The sequence below is a fragment of the Sphingobium fluminis genome (assembly GCF_037723805.1).
Lineage (GTDB): Bacteria > Pseudomonadota > Alphaproteobacteria > Sphingomonadales > Sphingomonadaceae > Sphingobium.
Genome location: NZ_JBBJUK010000001.1, coordinates 622,585 through 640,797 on the forward strand (window position 1 = coordinate 622,585; position 18,213 = coordinate 640,797).

Genomic DNA, 18,213 nt, shown 5'->3' on the forward strand with positions numbered 1-18,213 from the left:
GCCGCGATGCCGCCACCGGGTAAGCGCATCAGAAATGCGCGGTCACCGAGACGTCGATGGAGCGCGGACGGCCCAAAATCCACTGCTCGTCATTATAGGTGGTGGTCGCATAATCCTTGTCGAACAGATTATAGACCCGCAGGTTTACGCCCAGATTGGGGGTCAGTTCATAGGTCAGCCCCGCATCGGCGACCGCATAGCCCGGCACGCGATAGTCGTTGGCATTGTCCGAGAAGGTCCGGCCGACATAGCGCAGGCTCGCCGTGGCGCGCAGCCGGTCGACCGGCGTCCAGTAGAGCGACAGATTGGCCGAGACTTCGGGGACATTGGGCGGGGTGTTGCCGGTGTAGCTGGTGCCGCCGCTGATGAAGTCGTCATAGTCGGCATCCAGCACCGTGCCGTTGGCGTCAAAGCCCAGGCGGTCGGTCAGTTGCAGCGTCAGCGACGCCTCGATGCCCTTGGCCGAACGCTGGCCGATCTGCTCTATCGGGCTGGACATGGTGCGTTGGGCCACCAGCTTTTTCTTGACTATGCGGTATGCCGCCAGCGTCGCGCTGCCTCGTCCGTCCAGGAACACCGCCTTGATCCCAGCTTCGACCTGATCGCCGGTGGCGTTGGTAAAGACGAACTGCGCCTTGTTCGTCGTAAAGGTCGTCAGCGTGCCGAGCGGATCGACCCCGGTCGAATATTGGCCATAGAGCGAGATATTCGATGTTGGCTGATAAACGCCGCCGATCCGCCATGTCGTGTTGCGGAACTTCCGGTTCGTCGCGCCCAGCGGGAAGGCGTTGACCTCGCTCGTGCTGCCGTCGGGATTATAGACGATGTTCCGGCGCTGCACCTTGTCGCGCTCGTGCCGGATGCCCGCAACCAGCGAAAGCTGGTCGGTCAGCGCCAGCCGGTCTTCGGCGAAGATGCTATATTCGTTCGTCCGCGTGCGATAGCGCGGCGCGATCCCCTGCGTGTCGAAGAACAGGCCCGGATCGAAGGCGAAGGGATCGACCATATCCTCCTGCGGGTCCGACCCGAAATCATTGGAATAGGTCAGCTTGATCAGATTGGCGTCGAATCCCACGACCAGATCATTTTTGAGGCCCGCGATCGGTCTGTTGATGCGCACGGTTGCCTGATCGCCATATTGGGTCTGGTCATGGACGATGCCGTAATTGTCCATCCGGTCGATCTGCCCGGTGCCGCCATTGTAGAAATAGCTTTCCAGATTCCTGAACAACCGCTTGCTCGTCAGGCGGTAGGCGGCATTGGACAGGGTGATGCCTTCCGCCACCGTCCAGTCCGCCGTCAGCGAAGTCCGGTTGTCGCGATAGTGCAGGCTCGCGTCGGCGACATTATAGTTACGCCGCTGGTTGCCCTTCACCAGCTTGCCGTCGATCAGCGGCGTGCCGAAATATTCCATCGGCCGCTGATTGCCATAATCGTTGCGCAGGGTGAGCGAGAAATTCTCATTCGGCCGGAAGCGCAGCGCGCCCGAAAGCGCGAGGCTTTTGGAATGGCCACGATCGACATAGCCGTCCGATTCCCGATAGCTGGCGTCGATCCGATAGGAAAACTGCTCGTTCAACGGGCCGCCGACCCCTGCCGCCGCGCGCCAGCTGTTCTGCGATCCATAGCCGGCCTCGGCGTCGAATTGCGTGCGTTCGGCATTGGGCGACCGGGTGATGATATTGACCGCGCCGCCCAGCGCGCCTTGGCCATACAGGACCGATGCGGGGCCGCTCAACAATTCGATCCGGTCGACATTCCACGGATCGGTCGGAAAGGTGATCGTGCCCGCGACCGGGAAAAGCCGAACCCCGTCGACGAGCTGAAGCACCGAGCCTTGACCCGAAAAGCCGCGAAGCGCCAGAGCTGTGCCGCCATTGCCGGGATTCGCCGAGGATGTGACGCCCGGCGCGCGGACAACGGCCGATAGAATATCGAGATCGCCGCGCGCGCGGATCGAATCGCCGTCGATCCGCGTGACGCTGGCCGGCATTTCGAGCGCGGTCAGTCCCAGTCGCGATCCGGTCGATGTTTCTTGCAACAGCGCACCCGGCCGGACCCCCGAAACGATGATGTCTGTCGAACTTTCGGCGGCGCTATCCGCGCTATCCGCGCGCGCCTGTTGCGTCGTCGTTGCGGCAAGCCCCGTCGCCAGCAAAAATCCTATGGTCTTCCATTCCATTGCATGTCTTCCCGGCGTCACGCGACACTAGGGTGGAGACGTGCCGCCAACGACGGTCGGCGCGCGCAGACAGCCGGACGCCGAGGCGACCGCCACGCGAACCGATGCGGCCCCCACCGCCCGTTCGTCGCTCAAACGGAAAGATACCGTGCCGTGACCAACCCCTGGACCGGGCAAGAGCGACCAGACGCTGGCAGGTCTCCTGGCTCACGGGTCATAGCAGGACGCACGGCCTTCCCAGGCCTCGCATGACTTAGCGTCCGGCCCAGTGGCTGCTTCCTCCGGTCTGGAGAAAGCGATATGCATCGCACTCACCGCTTACAGTTGCAGGGACAGCCTCGGAGTTGGATGGCGTAAACCATCCGCACCGCGTTCCCTTTTAAGCCTCTTTCAAGGCACCGGCGCGATCATGTCCGGGCCATTGCTGCCCCGAACAACGCTCCGATAGCGGGCAGGCGGGCGGTTCGCAAGTAGCTCTCGCGCTGGCCGCGAATGCTCCTGGCCCAAAGCGTGATGGCGCTGATCGTCCATCATCTATTCTAACGGTCACTTCGGCGCGGCATCTTTCCTTGCAAAGAAAATGTCGACCCGCATGCCGCTTCCGGGACGGGAAGTGACCGTCCAGTCGGCTTTCGCATTCTGGCGCAGGGATTGCGCGATCACTGCGCCGAGCTTTCCCGGCTTGGGCCAGGTCATGCCATCGGCGAGGCCGACGCCGTCGTCGGCCACGGTCACCCGGCATCCGGTCTCGTCGACCAGGCTGTGCAGGGTGATGGTGCCGCCTTCATCGTTGGGAAAAGCATGTTTGAGGCTGTTGGTCAGCAATTCGTTGACGACCAGGCCTGCGGGCATGGCAACGTCCAGCGCGACTGGCCAGGTGTCGATCTTCAGGTCGAGCCGGATGCCTTCGGGCGCATGCGCCTGAATGACTGCGGACGCGATCTGGCTTAGATACACGCCCAGATCGATTGTGTCGCCCTGACCCTCGATCGATAGCGAGCGATACAACAGAGCGAGCGAATTGATCCGGCCGGCAAGGCGATCGAACCGTTCCCCGGTCTCCTGATCGGAGACATTACGCGCTTCCATGCGGATGAGCGCCGTGATCATCTGAAGGTTGTTCTTTACCCGGTGCTGCAATTCGAACAGCAATGTATCCTTGTCCCGCAATGACTGGCGAACCATCTCCTCGTCGTTGCGCAATCCCTGCCCCGTCCTGGCAAGAGCGACCAATCGGAAACTCGGTTCGCCGCTGTCGTCTTCGATGGTATTGGACCATGCATCGACATTGACGGTCTGCCCGTCGAGGCTGATCGAGAAGGTCCCGACATATTCCTCATCGGCCTCCACGGCCTCGCTCAGTGGCCGGTCATCGTCGGGGGCGGACGCTACACCTGGCAGGGCTTGCCAGTTTTTACCTTCCAGTTCGGATGCGGACTGACCCGTCAGCCGTTCGAACTCCAGATTGGCGTAGGTTATGCGCTCTTCGGGCAACAGTTCCGAAACGGCAATCGCCACCGGCATATGGTCGAGAAATTGCTTGAACCGATCGCTTTCCAGCGCATCGGCAAGTCCGGGGGTATCGAGCAACTGCTCGACATTCGCCGCTCCATGGTCTGCATCGTCCAAAACTATACTCCCTTGGGAGCCCCTTATCATGAAATTGCCGGCGGGCGCAGCGGATTGCCCCGCCGCCGATAAAGTGTTCACGATGCCGGAACGCCGCGATTGCAAATTGTGGGCGATGCCGCTGAAAGTGTGGTTATGACGGAAGGCGCCAGCGATTGGAGGCGATGATGGCGGGGCCAGGTCGATTAACGCCTCGCTGAGGAAATAATAGCGGTTTGAACATTGCGCCCGTCACGCCTATGTACAGTCGTAATTGTCATCCCACTTGTGGCAATCCTCTTCCATAATCACAGAAAGACAGGTCGCATGTCCGACACCGAACTCGCACAAGATACCCTCGTTACCCTTACGGCTGACATCGTTTCGGCCCATGTCTCGAACAATTCGGTCAGCGTGGGCGATGTTTCGGCGCTGATTTCCAGCGTGCACGCGGCATTGACCGGGCTCGCCAGCCCCGCCGAAGTACCGGCCGTGGTACAGGAGCCTGCTGTTTCTGTCCGCGCTTCCGTCAAGCCAGACTATATCGTTTGCCTTGAAGACGGAAAGAAGTTGAAGATGCTCAAGCGGTATCTGATGACCACTTATCAGATGACGCCTGCCGATTACCGGACCAAGTGGAACCTACCTTCGGACTACCCGATGGTGGCGCCCAACTACGCGGCGCAGCGCAAGGAACTGGCGCACAAGATCGGCCTTGGCCGCAAGCGCGAACCGGCTGTCGCCGAAGCCGTCGCCAAGGCGCCAGCGCCACGCGGTCGCAAGCCCAAGGCGAAGGCGGAAACCGAAATCGCCTGAATGTGATTACTCGTCCGGCGGCCGTGTCGCTGCCGGACGAGCTTTTCTCTGTGGTCTTTAGCGCCCCAGGCCTTTCGCCATATTCACATGCGCCGTGACGATCGGGACCATGGCCGCGGCGAATGCCTTGAGCGACGGCACATCCCCGGCGGTCGCATAATCGCGCAGGGTCGTCAGCGTCATTTCATGGGCCTTGGTCTGGGCGTCGGCATAAGCGGCGTCGAATGCAGCGCCCTCCTTGCCCTTGAGCGCCTCAAGCGTCTGCAACTGTTCGCCCGCCAGGGTCGGGTCAGGCGTGAGCGGCGGGGTCGCCTCTGCCGCTGCCTTCTTCAGTTTAGCCGTGGAGTCGGTATGGCCCTTGATCATCGACTGGGCGAAAGCCTTGGTCGACGCGGAGGCGGCGCTCGTCGCGGCGAGCCTGGAGCTTTCGATCTCGAAGGCGTCGCTCGCGGCGGCCGCATTGGCGAAGACCTGACCGGCGCTCAGCGCAGCAGGCGCCTCGGTAACGACAGGACTTGCTGCGTTGGCGCCGACATTGTTTGCGATCGGTTCGTCCTTCTTGCCACACGAGGCGAGTGCGAGCGCGGTTACCGATAGCGTGACGAAGATGCTGCGCTTCATAGTCTGTCTCCCGTTCGGCATCGTCACCGACCTCCCCAGAACATTCGACGGGCATCGACGTTCCGGGGACCTTTAATCTGTCTCCTCCGTTCCCTCAGCAGGCGGTGATCGCCGCGCGGACCTACAATCTCGAAAGGGTATGACAATGGGCATTTTCGGCAAGATAATGGACAAGATCTTCCACCACGACGCCAAGGCCGCGCCAACGCCGACGAGTGCCCCGACGGCGACCGGGCCGACACCCGTGCGGCCGACGCCAGTGCCACAGGCGCCGGCATCTTCCGCGTCGCCCGCCGCGCCGCCGCCCGCCGCGGTCGACGTTGGCGCTGTCCTTGCAACGATGGCGGAAATGAAAGGCGGCGGCGGCAATTATCAAAGCTCGATCGTCGATCTTCTAAAACTGCTCGACCTTGATTCAGGTCTGACCGCCCGCAAGGAACTGGCCGATGAACTGGGCGTGCATGCGGCTGCCGATGGCAGTGCTGAACAGAATATCGCGCTGCATCGGGCCGTCGTCGCAAAGCTTGCCGAAAATGGCGGGATCGTGCCCGACAGCCTGCGGACCTGATGGCCTGCGGCTTGTGGGCGAGGCCGGTTGCCGTCTGCGGCCCGCCGGCTTACCCACCATCGATATAGGCAAGGCACGGTTACCCGCGCTATAGCAGCGTCGCAGGCAAGGGCGGGGGCCGATGACGTATAAGGTGCTGGTGATCGAAGATGATGAGGCGATGGCGGCCTACATCGTCAAGGGCCTGACGGAAGAAGGCTATACCGTCGATCGCGCTAGGGACGGCCGCGATGGCCTGTTCCTCGCGAGCGACGGCAGCTATGACGCGATCGTGCTGGACCGCATGTTGCCGGTGATGGAAGGCATGGCAGTGCTGGCCGCGCTGCGCGCCGCTCAACTCGATACGCCCGTCATCATCCTGTCGGCGCTCGGCACATCGGACGATCGCGTGGCCGGGCTTCATACCGGGGCGGATGACTATCTCGTCAAGCCCTTCGCCTTCGCCGAACTGCTCGCGCGCGTGCGGCTGATGCTGCGCAAGGGCGGGGCCGGCGCGCAGGTTATCACGAAGCTTGTCTGTGCCGATCTTGAAATGGATCTTCTGTCCCGCAAGGTCCGGCGTGCCGACAGGATCGTGGAGCTGCAGCCACGGGAATTCCGGCTGCTCGAATATTTCCTGCGCCATGTCGATCAGGTGGTGACGCGTACGATGCTGCTCGAAGGCGTATGGGATTATCATTTCGATCCCGGAACCAATGTCATTGACGTGCATGTCAGCCGGCTGCGCCGAAAGCTGGACGATGGCTTTCCCAAGCCGTTGCTACACACCGTTCGCGGTGCCGGTTACCGGTTCGGGGCCGCCGACTAGATGCTTGCCCGGCTGCGCCTGTTCACGCGGTCCACGACCGCGCGCTTTGTCGCCCTTGCGTTTTTGTTTCAGGCGCCGGTGACGGGTGGGCTGCTGATCTTCGTCCAACAGGCGAGCGAGCGCGCCCTTCTTGGCGAGGAAAAAGCGCTGGTCGCCGAACTGCGCGATGAATTGCGCGTGGCATTCCGCGATGGCGGGGAGGTCGCGCTGGCCCGGCTCATTCGCCAGCGGCTCAATTCGGCGCATGGCGGTACGGCGGTCATCCTGCTCGCCGATCGCTCGGGCGCGCGCATAGCCGGCAATATCGAAGCCTGGCCTGCCCCGATGCCGGCGCGCGCCGGCTGGACCACGATCGACCTGCGCCGCATCGGAAACGATCTGCCCGAACATATGGGGGTGGTCGCCACCATGCTGCCGGGCGGCGCGCACTTGCTGACGGGCCATGTCATCGACGCGGGGGTCACGCTCGCGCGCGTCAATCGCGATGCCGTGATCGTTGCGCTGGCGCTTGGCATCGTGCTGAGCCTGGCGTGCGCGCTCGTCCTTGGGCAGACATTGTCACGCCGCATCAAACATATCGTCGCCACGTCGGTGGCAGTTGGCGACGGCCAGTTCACGCATCGGGTGCCGGTCGACGGCAGCGGCGATGCGTTCGATGCGCTCGGGCAGGCCATTAATGCGATGCTGGAGCGGATCGAGGCGCTGGTGTCGCAATTGCGGCTGATGACCGATGGGCTGGCCCACGACCTGCGTTCGCCGGTGACGCGGCTGAAATCGGTGCTGGAACGCGCAATCCTCGATGTGCATGACCCGCTGGCGCTCGCCGCGCTGGATCGGGTGGCCGACGAAGCGGAGACATTGTTGTCGATGTTGTCCGTCGCCTTGCAGATCGCCCGCGCGGATGCCGGCATCGGGCGCGTCCATTTCGCCGATGCAGACGTGCGCCGGCTGCTGGCGGATCTGGCGGAAGTTTATGGTCCCCTTGTCGAGGATCAGGGTTTTGAGATCGGCGTGATCGCGCCGGAGGGGCTGGTCATGCCGCTTCACCGCGAATTGATGAGTCAGGCGATCGGCAACCTCATCGAAAACGCTCTTAAATATGGGACGGGCGGGCACTGGATCAGGCTCGCGGTCGACGCAGGTCATGACCGGGTCGATTTCAGCGTCAGCGATGACGGGCCGGGCATCCCCGCCGATCGCCATGCCGACGCGCTGCGCCGCTTCGGCCGGCTCGATCCCGCGCGGCAGGCACCGGGATCGGGGCTTGGCCTGACGCTGGCCGGCGCGGTTGCGCGGCTGCATGGCGGGACGATCGCGCTGGAGGACGCTGCGCCGGGACTGCGCGTGCGCCTGTCCCTGCCGCGCTAGACGGTTGCGCTCTCCGCATCGACGCGACCGCTGCGTTCCAGCTTGCCCCAGCCCACGACCCAGCCGCCGATCGCCGAGGCGATGGCGCGGATGACGACCCAGTACATGATCTGGCGGTAGACGAGGCGCTGCGCCACCAGCAGATGCGCGGGATACCGCACGCGTCGCGTATCCAGGCGATAGGCGACCCAGCCACACAGGATGTCTATCGCGGTGAATGCCAGCCAGTACATGCCCATTTGCCCCACATCGCCCCGCGTCTGCGCCCATCCGTGCTGGACCACGCGCAGCGCCGTGGCGACGAGCGACAGGATGAGGGCGAGATCGATCAGCGGCGATATGGCGGCAAAGAGGATCTGAAACGCCCAGGCCTGCGGCAAGCCGATCAAGGCGAGTCCCGCAGGATCGCGCCGGCGGATGACCGCGCGATGCTTCCAAAGGCATTGCAGCGTGCCGAACGCCCAGCGATAGCGCTGCCTGGCGAGCGTCCGGAAGCTTTCGGGCGCTTCGGTCCAGGCGACGGCCATGGGATCATAGGTCACGCGCCAGCCCGCGCGCTGGATCGCGATCGTCAGGTCCTGATCCTCGGCCAGCGTATCTTCGGGATAGCCGCCGACCGCGTCGAGCGCCGCGCGCCGCCATGCGCCCACCGCGCCCGGCACCACGGTCATTGCGTCGAACCCCGCCAGCGCGCGCCGCTCCAGATTTTGCGCGGTGATATATTCGACCGCCTGCCAGCGCGTGACCAGATTGACGCGATTGCCGACGCGGGCGTCCCCGGCAACCGCGCCGATCCGGGGGTCGGCGAACCAGCGGGCGAGACGGCCGATCGTCAATGGCTCGAACTGGGTGTCGGCATCCAGCGCGATCACGACCTCGCCCTTAGCCATCAGCAATGCCCGGTTCAGCGCGCGAGCCTTGCCGCCATTGTCCAATGTGAGCAGCGTGACCTGCGGATCGTTGGCGAAAGCGCTGGCGACGACGGCGCTAGTGCCGTCCTTCGATCCATCGTCGGCGACGATGATGGTCAGGCCGGGATAGTCGCTGGCCAGCACGCCGCGCACCGCGGTCTCGATCACCCGTTCCTCATTATAAGCCGGGATGATAACCGATACGGTAGGCTGGAAGATCGGCGGGGTCGGCCGCCGACGCCAGGACTGGATCGTCGCGAGACCGGTCATCAGCAGCGCCCTGCCGATGCCCAGCGAAATGGCGACGTAGAAAATCCAGGCCATCGTCGTCGATGCGGCGGCGATCAGGACGAACATCGCCACGTCGGTGCGGACCGCGAGCAGGTCGCTGGCCTCCACCGCCGGCATCGCGGCCGCCTGAGACAGGCCGACGAGACGCGAGGCCGGCACGAATCTGTATCCTTCCGCCTGAAGCGTCGAGATGATGCGGGGCAGCGCGGCCACGGTCTGCGCCCGGTCGCCGCCGCCATCATGGAGCAGGACGATGTTAGCCGACCGCTCCGGCGTGCCCCCATGGACCTGATCGATCACCTCGCGCACGATCGTGTCGACGCCCGGCCGTTGCCAGTCGTTGGGGTCGACATGCAGTCCGACGACAGTATAGCCGGCTCGCTGCGCGTCGAGCGCCGGCTCCAGTTCGTCGGCGGTGGTCGGTTCGGCATCGCCGAAATAGGGCGCGCGGAACAGGCGCATGGCGCGGCCGGTATAAGCCTCCACCATCCGCTGCGTGGCGTTGAGTTCCAGTCGCGTTTCGGCCGGCGAGGCGGAAGCGAGATTGGGATGAGTATAGGTGTGGTTGCCGATCTCGCCGCCATCGGCGATGATGCGGTTGAGCAACTGCGGATGTTCCAGCGCATTTTCGCCGATGACGAAAAAGGTGCCGGCAACATGATAATGTTCGAGGATCGAAAGGACCTTGGGCGTCCATGTGCCGTCCGGCCCGTCGTCGAAGGTCAGCGCCACCGTCTTGGGCTGCGCGCCAGCCCGTTGTACGACATAGGGCGTGGGCAGTCTGCGATAGCGTTCGTCCCTGATAATCCCCTGCGGGTCGAACCGGGGCTCGCGAAAGCCCGGCGTGGGGGTCGCGGTGATGCGCAGGATTTCGCCCGACCCCTCGACATCGGTGGTCAGCAGCGCGTGCAGCGCCCGGATGTCGGGCCGCCCGCCCGCGCGATAGGCGGTCAGATCGGTCCAGAAACCGGGGTCCTCGCTACCCAGCCGCCACAGCGCGACATCGTCAATGCCCATCTGCTTGAGCGCCAGCAGCTGGTTCCAGCTCGCCGCCGCATCGAGCAGCCAGAGCTGATGACGCTGTTCCGCCTCGTCATAGCCAAAGCCCGCATTGCCGCTGGCGGGGTCGAACATGATCTGGGCATCGCTGTCATGCGCGGCTAGCCAGCCGTCCTCGACCGACAGCGCGTCGGCACCGCCGCCATGCCAGTCATAGGCATAGCTGCCGAGCGCCACGATCAGCCGGTCGCGCCCCACCGCGCGAAGGGCCGCGCTGACTTCATGTACGAACCAGCCCTGGGCAGCGATCGGTCCCGCATCGCCGCCCTGCCAGTGCTGGTCATAGGCCATCAGCATGACCCGGTCGGCCACCTTGCCGAGTGCGGCGAGCGGCCAGTCGACATCGTCCGCCGGCGCAGTGACTGCCAGCGTCGATCCGGCTGGCAAGGCATGGCGAAGCTGCGCCAGGAAATGCAGATAATCGCGCATCGCGGCGGGCGGAAGCGCCTCGAAATCCATGACCAGTCCGGCTTCATGCGCGTTCGCCACCTGCGCGGAAAGCCGTTTTGCCAGTGCGGCGCGCGCGACCGGGTCGTGGAGCAGTGCGGCCGCGTTCACGCCATCCCATTGGGTTTCCGAGAGATTCTGCACCATGGGCACGATTTTGGGGGGGTGCTTCATCGCCGCGATCATATGATCGAAATCATCGTCCCGTTCGATCGTCAGGGCGTGACGCGGACCGCTGATGTCGATGGTTGCTGGCACGACCCAGTCGAGCGACCGCACGTGGCGGCGGAGCGACGCGATGCTGGCACCGTCATGGGGCAGATAGAAACCGATGCTGAGCGGGCTATGCGGGTCTTTTCCGCCATGCAGCGGCAGCCAGCTGGTCAGGCTATGCCGCCCGCCGCGCCCGGTGACAAGTTTCGTCGCATGGGGCTGCGGCAAGGGCAGGGCCAGATCCCGCCCGCGCGGCACAGCCACCAGCGTGGTTGCAAAAGCAATGGCGGCCAAAATCAGCAGGCCCAGCAAAGTGGCGACCAGCCGCAGCGCCCAGGTGCCACGGCGGCCGCTCGGATCGAAAAAGACGGGTGTGGCCATGGCTCAGCGCCGTTCCGACCGGATGCGCGCAGGTGGACGCGGTTGAAGGATGTTGCGCATTGCCGGTGGCCCCTGAATGGTCGTCAAGCTCGCGCTGTTAGGCGTGGCCAGGTGAGGCGAGGCTGATCGCCGCATTAATATTTGGTCATTCGGATAATGGAGCGGGGGCAAGCCGCCGCTGGCCGTCCCGTGCTTGCGCCGCTACCAATGTGGTCCATGTCTCCAGCCGTCATCCTAACGCGACCCTTCTCCACGGCGCGCGCCTTCCTTGCCCATGAAGCGGCGGGCGGCATCGTACTCATTCTCGCCGCGTTCGCCGCCATCATGCTCGCCAATTCGCGGCTTGCGCCCCTGTATTTTGGCGGACTGGATGCGCAGGCTGGAGGTCTTAGCCTGCTGCACTGGATCAATGACGGGCTGATGGCGCTGTTTTTCCTGCTCGTCGGGCTGGAGATCAAGCGGGAGGTGCTGGGCGGTCAGCTCGCCCGCTGGTCCGACCGATCATTGCCGGGCGTCGCCGCCGTGGCGGGGGTGGCACTGCCGGCCCTGATCTATGTCGTCATCAATCGGGATTCGTCGGCAAGCCTGCGCGGCTGGGCGATCCCGGCGGCGACTGACATCGCCTTCGCGCTCGGCGTGCTGGCGCTGCTAGGCCGTCGCATTCCCGTGTCGCTCAAGATATTCCTGACGGCGGTCGCGATCATCGACGATCTGATCGCGGTGCTGATCATCGCCTTTTTCTACACCGATGGGCTGAACCTGCCAGCGCTGGCGGGGGCGGGTGTGGGCCTGTCGATCCTGATCCTGCTCAATCGGGGGGGCGTGGCGGCGCTCTGGCCCTATCTGCTGGTCGGTTTTGGCGTATGGGCGATGGTCCTCCACTCAGGCATCCACGCGACGCTGGCGGGCGTCGCCGTCGCGATGACGATCCCGCTCAGGCCGCGTCATGGCCAACCCGTTTCGCAATCCGCCCCGCTTGTCCGGCTCGAACATCGGCTGCACCCCTTTGTGGCCTATGGCATCGTTCCGCTTTTTGGATTTGCCAATGCGGGCGTCTCGCTGGCGGGCTTCGGTCTGTTCGACCTGCTCGATCCCCTGCCGCTCGGGATCGCGCTGGGCCTGCTGCTCGGCAAGCAAATCGGCATTTTCGGATCGGTCTGGCTGCTGGTGCGCCTGGGCTGGGCCGATCGGCCGCGTGATGCCGGCTGGCGCCAGATTTACGGCGTCGCGCTGTTATGCGGGATCGGTTTTACGATGAGCCTGTTCATAGGCGGGCTCGCCTTTGGCGAAGGATCGCACCATGCCGACGCGGCCAAGATCGGCATCCTGTCGGGGTCGGTGGCGTCTGCGCTGCTTGGCTTCCTTGTGCTGCGCCGGTCACCCCTGCGCATGGATAAAAAGTAACTGGCGCCCAGCCGCGCTTCTTCGATACTGGCCGCGGGCATGAGCGAGAGGCGAAGATGGAAATCGAACTGAGCGCGGAGGCGAAGGACAGGCGGCTCAACCGGCTGGTCGCCGTTACCGTCGTCCTGCTGTCGGTATTCATGGCGCTGTGCAATATCAAGGACGGCAATATCGTGCAGGCCATGCAGCAGGCGCAATCGAACGCCGTCGACCGTTGGGGCGAATATCAGGCGACCCGGACCAAGGCGCATATCGTCCACACCGCGCAAGTGGAGCTGGCGGCGACCGGCAGGCGGGGCGACCCCGCTCTTGTGGCCGCGCAGGCCGAATTCGTGCGGCAGAGCGTCCATTATGCGGCGGAATCGCCGATACTTGCCACGCAGGCCAAAGGCTTCGGTCGGCAATATGATGCGCTGAACGTGCATGATGACCAGTTCGACGCCAGCGAGGCGCTGATTTCCACGGCGGTCTCTCTCTCAGCCGTGGCCGCCCTGACCGAGGCCTTCGTTCCGCTCGCCTTCGCCTGGGGCTTTGGCGCCATGGGCATCGCGATGGGGGTGTGCGGCTTTACCGCGCTCCCATTCGATCCGACCGCGTTGAGCCATTTTCTGGGCTGACGATCACGAACCCGCCGGAACGATAAAAGAGTCTTTCCGCGCCAGCGCGAACAGCCGAAGCCCGGCCGCTTCCGCTCGCTTCAGCGCGAGGCTCGTCGGCGCGGACATCGTGACCAGCAGGGGGCAGTTGGCGAGCGCCGCCTTCTCGACCAGTTCGTAGGAACAGCGCGACGACAGCAGCGCGAAGCCGCCGTCCCAGCTAATGCCGCCGCGCGCCATTGCGCCGATCAGCTTGTCGAACGCATTATGGCGGCCGACATCCTCGCGTACCAGCAGCGGCAGTCCGTCGGCAGCGCAGAGCGCGGCGGCATGCATCGCGCCGGTGCGGTCGTTGCCCGGCTGCGCGCCTTGCAGCAGGTCGAGCGCGCGGAAGATCGCGTCGCGGCCAGCCTGCGAATCCGCCGTCACGCGCGGTAGTGGCCTCACCGCCTGTTCCAGATTTTCGATGCCGCACAGGCCGCAGGAAGAATCCGAAATCCTGTGCCGCACGCGGGCCAGCAACCGTTCGCTGCGCTCATCCACCAACTGGGCGCGGACCAGCAGGCCATGGTCGCTTTCATGGACATCATGGCCGATGATATCCTGCGGCCCGTCGATCAGCCGTTCAGACAGCGCAAAGCCGGTCAGCAGATCGCCAAGGTCCCCGGGGCTGGCCATCAGCACGGCATAGCCGATACCGTTAAATTCCAGCGCCACCGGCGTTTCGACCGCGACGGCGCGGGACATTATGTGCATCGCGCCGTCGGGCGTCAGCCGGGCAAAATGCTGGTGGATGTCGGCGAGGGACGCTGGCGGCATCCTGTTCAGCCCTTGAGCTGCGCCGCGACGATCGGCGCGACATGGCCGATCATCACGCCAACCCCTGAGGGGTTAGGGTGCATGCCATCGGGCAGCAACAGGGCGCGATGACCGATCACGCCGTCGAGAATAAAGGGATAAAGCGGCGCGTCGTACCGCTTCGCCAGATCGGGATAGATCGGGTTGAACGCCTTTGCATAATCGGGGCCCATATTGGGCGCGGCGACCATGCCGGTCAGCATGACGGGGATGTCGCGCTTTTTCAGTTCCCTGAGGATCGCATCCAGATTGGCGCGGGTCGAGCCGGGGTCGAGACCGCGAAGCAGATCGTTGCCGCCAAGGCCCACGATCATCAGGTCGGGCTTGCGCGGCAGGCCGCCCAGCGTGAAAGCGAGTCGTTCGCGCGCCGCCCCGCTGGTGTCGCCGGACACGCCGGCATTGAACACGCGGGCTTTGAGCCCTTGCGCTACCAGCGCGCGTTCGAGCGCCGGCGCAAAGCCTTCACCTTGCGCCAGTCCATAGCCCGCGAACAGGCTGTCGCCAAAGGCCACGATCAGTTTCTGGTCGGCCGCAGGGGCAGTCGATGGCTTCGGCATGGCGGATGCCGCCGCCGCGTTCGTCCCCTTTCGTGCATCCTGTTGCTGCGGCGCCGACGGTGAGCAGGCCGACGCGAGTTGGAGAAGCAGCGCCAACGCCCCATATGCCTTCATGCCGTGGCCCAAGGAGGTTCCTTTCTTCATGCATGCACCCGTCGATGTCCCCACTATCGCGGTCCGCGCGCGCAATGTCACTCTTTCCCTCGGAACTCGCCAGTCCCCCGTGGAGATCCTCAAGGGCGTCGATATCGACGTGGCCACGGGCGAAAGCCTGGCCATATTGGGCGCTTCGGGATCGGGCAAATCCTCGCTGATGGCGGTGCTTTCGGGGCTGGAGCGGGCAAGCGGCGGTTCGGTCGTGGTCGGCGGGGTCGATCATGGTGCGCTCGACGAGGACGGGCTGGCGCGGGCGCGGCGCGGGCGGATCGGCATCATCCTCCAGTCGTTTCACTTGCTGCCGACGATGACGGCGCTGGAAAATGTCGCGGTGCCGCTGGAACTGACGGGCGAAGCGCAGGCCTTCGCGCGCGCGGCCGTGGAACTGGAGGCGGTGGGCCTGGGGCATCGGCTCGATCATTATCCGGCCCAGCTTTCGGGCGGCGAACAACAGCGAGTGGCGATCGCCCGAGCGACCGCGCCCGGCCCTGCCATTCTCTTTGCCGACGAGCCGACCGGCAATCTCGATGCGACGACGGGTACGGCCGTGATCGACCTCCTCTTCACGCGGCGTCAGGCGACGGGCGCGACGCTGATCATCATCACCCATGATACCGCGCTTGCCGAGCGGTGCGACCGGATCATCGAGATGCGCGACGGCCGCGTAGTTGGCGAGCGCCGGCCTTGAGCACCCTTCCCTGGGCACAGAGCTGGCGGATCGCGCGGCGGGATTTGCATGCGGGTTTTCGCGGGTTGCGGCTGCTGTTCGTCTGCCTGCTGCTGGGCGTTGGAACATTGGCGGCGATCGGCAGCCTCACCGAAGCGATTACCGGCGATCTATCGGCGCGCGGCCAGACCCTGCTCGGCGGCGATGTCGAGGTCGCGATGACCCAGCGCGAGGCGAGCGCGGCCGAAAAACAGGCACTACGGCGATTGGGTCGGTTCAGCGAGTCGCTCCGCACCCGCGCCATGGCGCAGCGCGTCGGCGGTGCGGGCGACGGCCCGGCCGCCGTGCTGACCGAGCTTAAGGGCGTCGACAATGCCTATCCGCTTTATGGCGCGCTGACGCTGAAGGAGGGGGTCTATCGCCGGCCCCTGGCGTCCGACCGTATCCTGATCGGTCAGGCGCTGGTCGAACGGCTGCGGCTGCGGCCCGGCGATCGGCTGCGTTACGGGCAGGCGGACTTCACCGTGGCCGGCGTCATTGCCGACGAGCCCGACCGGGTGGGGGAGGGGTTCACCCTCGGGCCGGTGGCGATCGTCTCGCTGGACGGTTTTCGCCGCACCGGGCTGATCCAGCCCGGCAGTCTGTTTACCGCCAAATATCGCCTTCGCCTGCCCCCCGGCGTGGACGCGCAGGCGCTGCGCGCGACGCTGGAAAAACGCCATGCATCGCAAGGCTGGCAGTATAAGGACAGAGATCGCGCCGCGCCGGGCGCCAATCGTTTCATCGAACGGATGGGGCAGTTTCTGTCGCTGATCGGCCTTACCGCACTGGTAATCGCGGGCATCGGGGTAAGCAGCGGCGTGGCCTCCTATCTCGCGCTCAAGCGCGGCGGCATCGCGACGCTCAAGGTGCTGGGGGCTACCGCCGCCGATATCGAGCGCATCTATCTGCTTCAGATTGGCGCAGTGGCCGCGCTGGCGATCGGCTGCGGGCTTTTCATCGGCGCATTGGCCCCGTCGCTGATCATCGCGCTGGCCGGCGATGTGCTGCCGGTACAGCCGGGCCTTCGTCTTCACGCCATGCCGCTCGCCACCAGCGCCATCTATGGTCTGCTGATCGGCTATATTTTCACCTTGCCGCCGCTCGCCCGCGCCCGGACCGAGCCTGCCGCCGCGATATTTCGCGCGCTGGTCGATCCGCGCCATAAACGGGACATGCGAACCATCGCCCGCGTTGCAGGCGCGGCGGCGGTGCTGATCGCGCTCGTGCTGCTTATGGCGCGCGAGCCTTTGTTCGCGGCGTCGGTCCTTGGCGCGACCGGCGGCGTGATTCTGCTCCTGTTGCTGCTCGGGCATCTGGTCAGCCGGATCGCGCGTCGCCTGCCGCGCCCGCGCCGCCCGCTGCTGCGCCTCGCGCTCGCCAATCTCCACCGGCCGGGCGCGCAGACCGCGGCGCTCGTCGTGGCGCTGGGCCTTGCGCTGACCCTGTTCGTGACGATGGCGGGCATTCAGACCAGTCTGAATGCCGAAATCGCGCATACAGTGCCAAGTCGCGCGCCCAACCTTTTCGTTCTGGATGTCCCATCCGCGCAGGAGGGCCGTTTCCGCGATGTGGTCGATCAGCAGGCCGGGGACGCCAAGCTCAATATCGTGCCAGCGCTGCGCGGCACGATCGTCGGCTATGCGGGCAAACGCGTCGCCGACATGGCCGGGACGCCGGACGGCGCCTGGGTACTGCGCGGCGAGCGGGGCGTCACCTATAGCGCGACTTTGCCGGAGGGGAGCGAACTGGTCGCGGGTCAGTGGTGGCCCGCATATTACAACGGCCCGCCGTTGCTTTCGATGGATGCCGACCAGGCCGGCAAGCTTGGCCTGCATGTCGGCGACAGCATGACCGTCAGCATTCTCGGACGCGAGATCGAGGCGCGGATCGCATCGCTGCGCAAGATCAGCTGGGATTCGATGGGGTTCAATTATGTCCTCGTCTTTTCACCCAATTCGCTCGCGGCCGCACCGCACAGCCTGACCGCGACGATCACGATGCCGCCCGCGCGCGACGGGGCGGTGACGCGCGCGCTGCTCGCCGTCTTTCCCGGTGCGTCGGTGATCGCGGTCGGCGATCTCATCGCTCAGGTCAGCGGCCTGCTCGACCAGATGGTAAGTGCGATCCTCGCCGCCGCTTCGATCACCATCCTTGCCGGCATCGCGGTGCTGGTCGGCGCGATCGCGGCTTCGCGTCAGGCGCGCAGCTATGACAGCGTGATCCTCAAGACGTTGGGCGCGACCCGCTGGCAGATATTGGGGGCGCAGGGCATCGAATATGGCCTGCTCGCCGCAATGCTGTCGCTGGTTTCGCTGGCTTTGGGAACATTAGCTGCGTGGTTCGTGATCGTGCAGCTGTTCGATTTCGCCTGGTCGCCCGACTGGGGCGTGGTGCTGGCGACGCTGGGCGGCGGCGCGATCGTGACGCTGGGTATCGGCCTTGCAGGATCGCTGCCCCTGATGGCGGTGCGCCCCGCGCGCGCGCTGCGCCAGCTATGATCCGTCGCGCCGCCGCCATCGCCGGAACAGCGTGACCCCCAGCGCGCCACCACCGACCATCGCCGCGATCGCGCCGCCTGCCGAGGCGAGCGCCCATGCGCCGGCCGCCAGCAGCCCGGTCAGGAAATCGACAATGATGAGGGTGAGGTGAATCATGGGTGA

At 65.1% G+C, this 18,213-nt stretch carries 15 protein-coding genes and 1 riboswitch; of the genes, 8 read left to right on the top strand and 7 right to left on the bottom strand.

What is annotated here, in order from left to right; all coding sequences use genetic code 11:
• Positions 1 to 28 precede the first annotated feature (28 nt).
• A complete protein-coding gene (locus tag WG907_RS03060; RefSeq protein ID WP_340231116.1) occupies positions 29 to 2,182 on the bottom strand; it encodes a TonB-dependent receptor in 2,154 nt (717 codons plus the stop codon).
• A 175-nt stretch (positions 2,183 to 2,357) separates the two neighbouring features.
• Positions 2,358 to 2,600: riboswitch (cobalamin riboswitch) on the bottom strand.
• A 128-nt stretch (positions 2,601 to 2,728) separates the two neighbouring features.
• A complete protein-coding gene (locus tag WG907_RS03065) occupies positions 2,729 to 3,811 on the bottom strand; it encodes a sensor histidine kinase (protein WP_340231117.1) in 1,083 nt (360 codons plus the stop codon).
• A 306-nt stretch (positions 3,812 to 4,117) separates the two neighbouring features.
• Between WG907_RS03065 and WG907_RS03070 the strand changes: the two genes are divergently transcribed.
• The gene (locus WG907_RS03070; RefSeq protein ID WP_340231118.1) at positions 4,118 to 4,606 is read left to right on the top strand and encodes a Ros/MucR family transcriptional regulator; all 489 of its coding nucleotides are present in this window, start codon (positions 4,118 to 4,120) and stop codon (positions 4,604 to 4,606) included.
• Positions 4,607 to 4,663: 57 nt separating this feature from the next.
• On the opposite strand, the gene WG907_RS03075 is transcribed toward WG907_RS03070, so the two are convergent.
• The gene (locus tag WG907_RS03075) at positions 4,664 to 5,227 is read right to left on the bottom strand and encodes a DUF4142 domain-containing protein (RefSeq protein ID WP_340231119.1); all 564 of its coding nucleotides are present in this window, start codon (positions 5,225 to 5,227) and stop codon (positions 4,664 to 4,666) included.
• A 145-nt stretch (positions 5,228 to 5,372) separates the two neighbouring features.
• Between WG907_RS03075 and WG907_RS03080 the strand changes: the two genes are divergently transcribed.
• The 3 genes from WG907_RS03080 (at position 5,373) to WG907_RS03090 (ending at position 7,971) form a co-directional block, all read left to right on the top strand.
• A complete protein-coding gene (locus WG907_RS03080; RefSeq protein ID WP_340231120.1) occupies positions 5,373 to 5,795 on the top strand; it encodes a DUF3597 domain-containing protein in 423 nt (140 codons plus the stop codon).
• Positions 5,796 to 5,916: 121 nt separating this feature from the next.
• On the top strand, positions 5,917 to 6,603 hold the full coding sequence (locus WG907_RS03085; RefSeq protein ID WP_340231121.1) for a winged helix-turn-helix domain-containing protein: 687 nt from the start codon (positions 5,917 to 5,919) through the stop codon (positions 6,601 to 6,603).
• Complete coding sequence (locus tag WG907_RS03090) at positions 6,604 to 7,971, top strand: sensor histidine kinase (RefSeq protein ID WP_340231122.1); 1,368 nt, start codon at positions 6,604 to 6,606, stop codon at positions 7,969 to 7,971.
• Here the strand turns inward: WG907_RS03090 and WG907_RS03095 are convergent.
• Entirely contained in the window at positions 7,968 to 11,273 is a 3,306-nt protein-coding gene (locus WG907_RS03095) for a trifunctional glycoside hydrolase family 18/polysaccharide deacetylase/glycosyltransferase family 2 protein (RefSeq protein WP_340231123.1), read from the bottom strand. The genes WG907_RS03090 and WG907_RS03095 overlap by 4 nt on opposite strands.
• A 216-nt stretch (positions 11,274 to 11,489) precedes the next feature.
• Between WG907_RS03095 and nhaA the strand changes: the two genes are divergently transcribed.
• Together nhaA and WG907_RS03105 are read left to right on the top strand one after the other, a co-directional pair.
• Positions 11,490 to 12,677 (top strand): Na+/H+ antiporter NhaA, encoded by a 1,188-nt coding sequence (nhaA, locus tag WG907_RS03100; RefSeq protein WP_340231124.1) that lies wholly within the window; start codon positions 11,490 to 11,492, stop codon positions 12,675 to 12,677.
• 56 nt (positions 12,678 to 12,733) lie between these two features.
• Entirely contained in the window at positions 12,734 to 13,294 is a 561-nt protein-coding gene (locus WG907_RS03105) for a DUF4337 domain-containing protein (RefSeq protein WP_340231125.1), read from the top strand.
• A gap of 3 nt (positions 13,295 to 13,297) precedes the next feature.
• Here the strand turns inward: WG907_RS03105 and fdhD are convergent, their stop codons facing one another.
• A complete protein-coding gene (gene fdhD / locus WG907_RS03110) occupies positions 13,298 to 14,092 on the bottom strand; it encodes a formate dehydrogenase accessory sulfurtransferase FdhD (RefSeq protein ID WP_340231126.1) in 795 nt (264 codons plus the stop codon).
• Positions 14,093 to 14,097: 5 nt separating this feature from the next.
• Positions 14,098 to 14,832, bottom strand: coding sequence for an arylesterase (locus tag WG907_RS03115; protein ID WP_340231127.1), 735 nt, complete (start codon positions 14,830 to 14,832; stop codon positions 14,098 to 14,100).
• On the opposite strand from WG907_RS03115, the gene WG907_RS03120 reads away from it, so the two are divergent.
• Positions 14,831 to 15,532 carry an ABC transporter ATP-binding protein gene (locus WG907_RS03120; protein ID WP_340231128.1) on the top strand — a complete coding sequence of 234 codons (702 nt, stop codon included), beginning with the start codon at positions 14,831 to 14,833 and terminating at the stop codon, positions 15,530 to 15,532. The genes WG907_RS03115 and WG907_RS03120 overlap by 2 nt on opposite strands.
• Positions 15,529 to 18,051 (top strand): ABC transporter permease, encoded by a 2,523-nt coding sequence (locus tag WG907_RS03125; protein WP_340231129.1) that lies wholly within the window; start codon positions 15,529 to 15,531, stop codon positions 18,049 to 18,051. Before WG907_RS03120 ends, WG907_RS03125 begins: the two co-directional genes overlap by 4 nt.
• On the opposite strand, the gene WG907_RS03130 is transcribed toward WG907_RS03125, so the two are convergent.
• Complete coding sequence (locus tag WG907_RS03130; RefSeq protein WP_340231130.1) at positions 18,046 to 18,207, bottom strand: hypothetical protein; 162 nt, start codon at positions 18,205 to 18,207, stop codon at positions 18,046 to 18,048. The genes WG907_RS03125 and WG907_RS03130 overlap by 6 nt on opposite strands.
• Positions 18,208 to 18,213 lie beyond the last annotated feature (6 nt).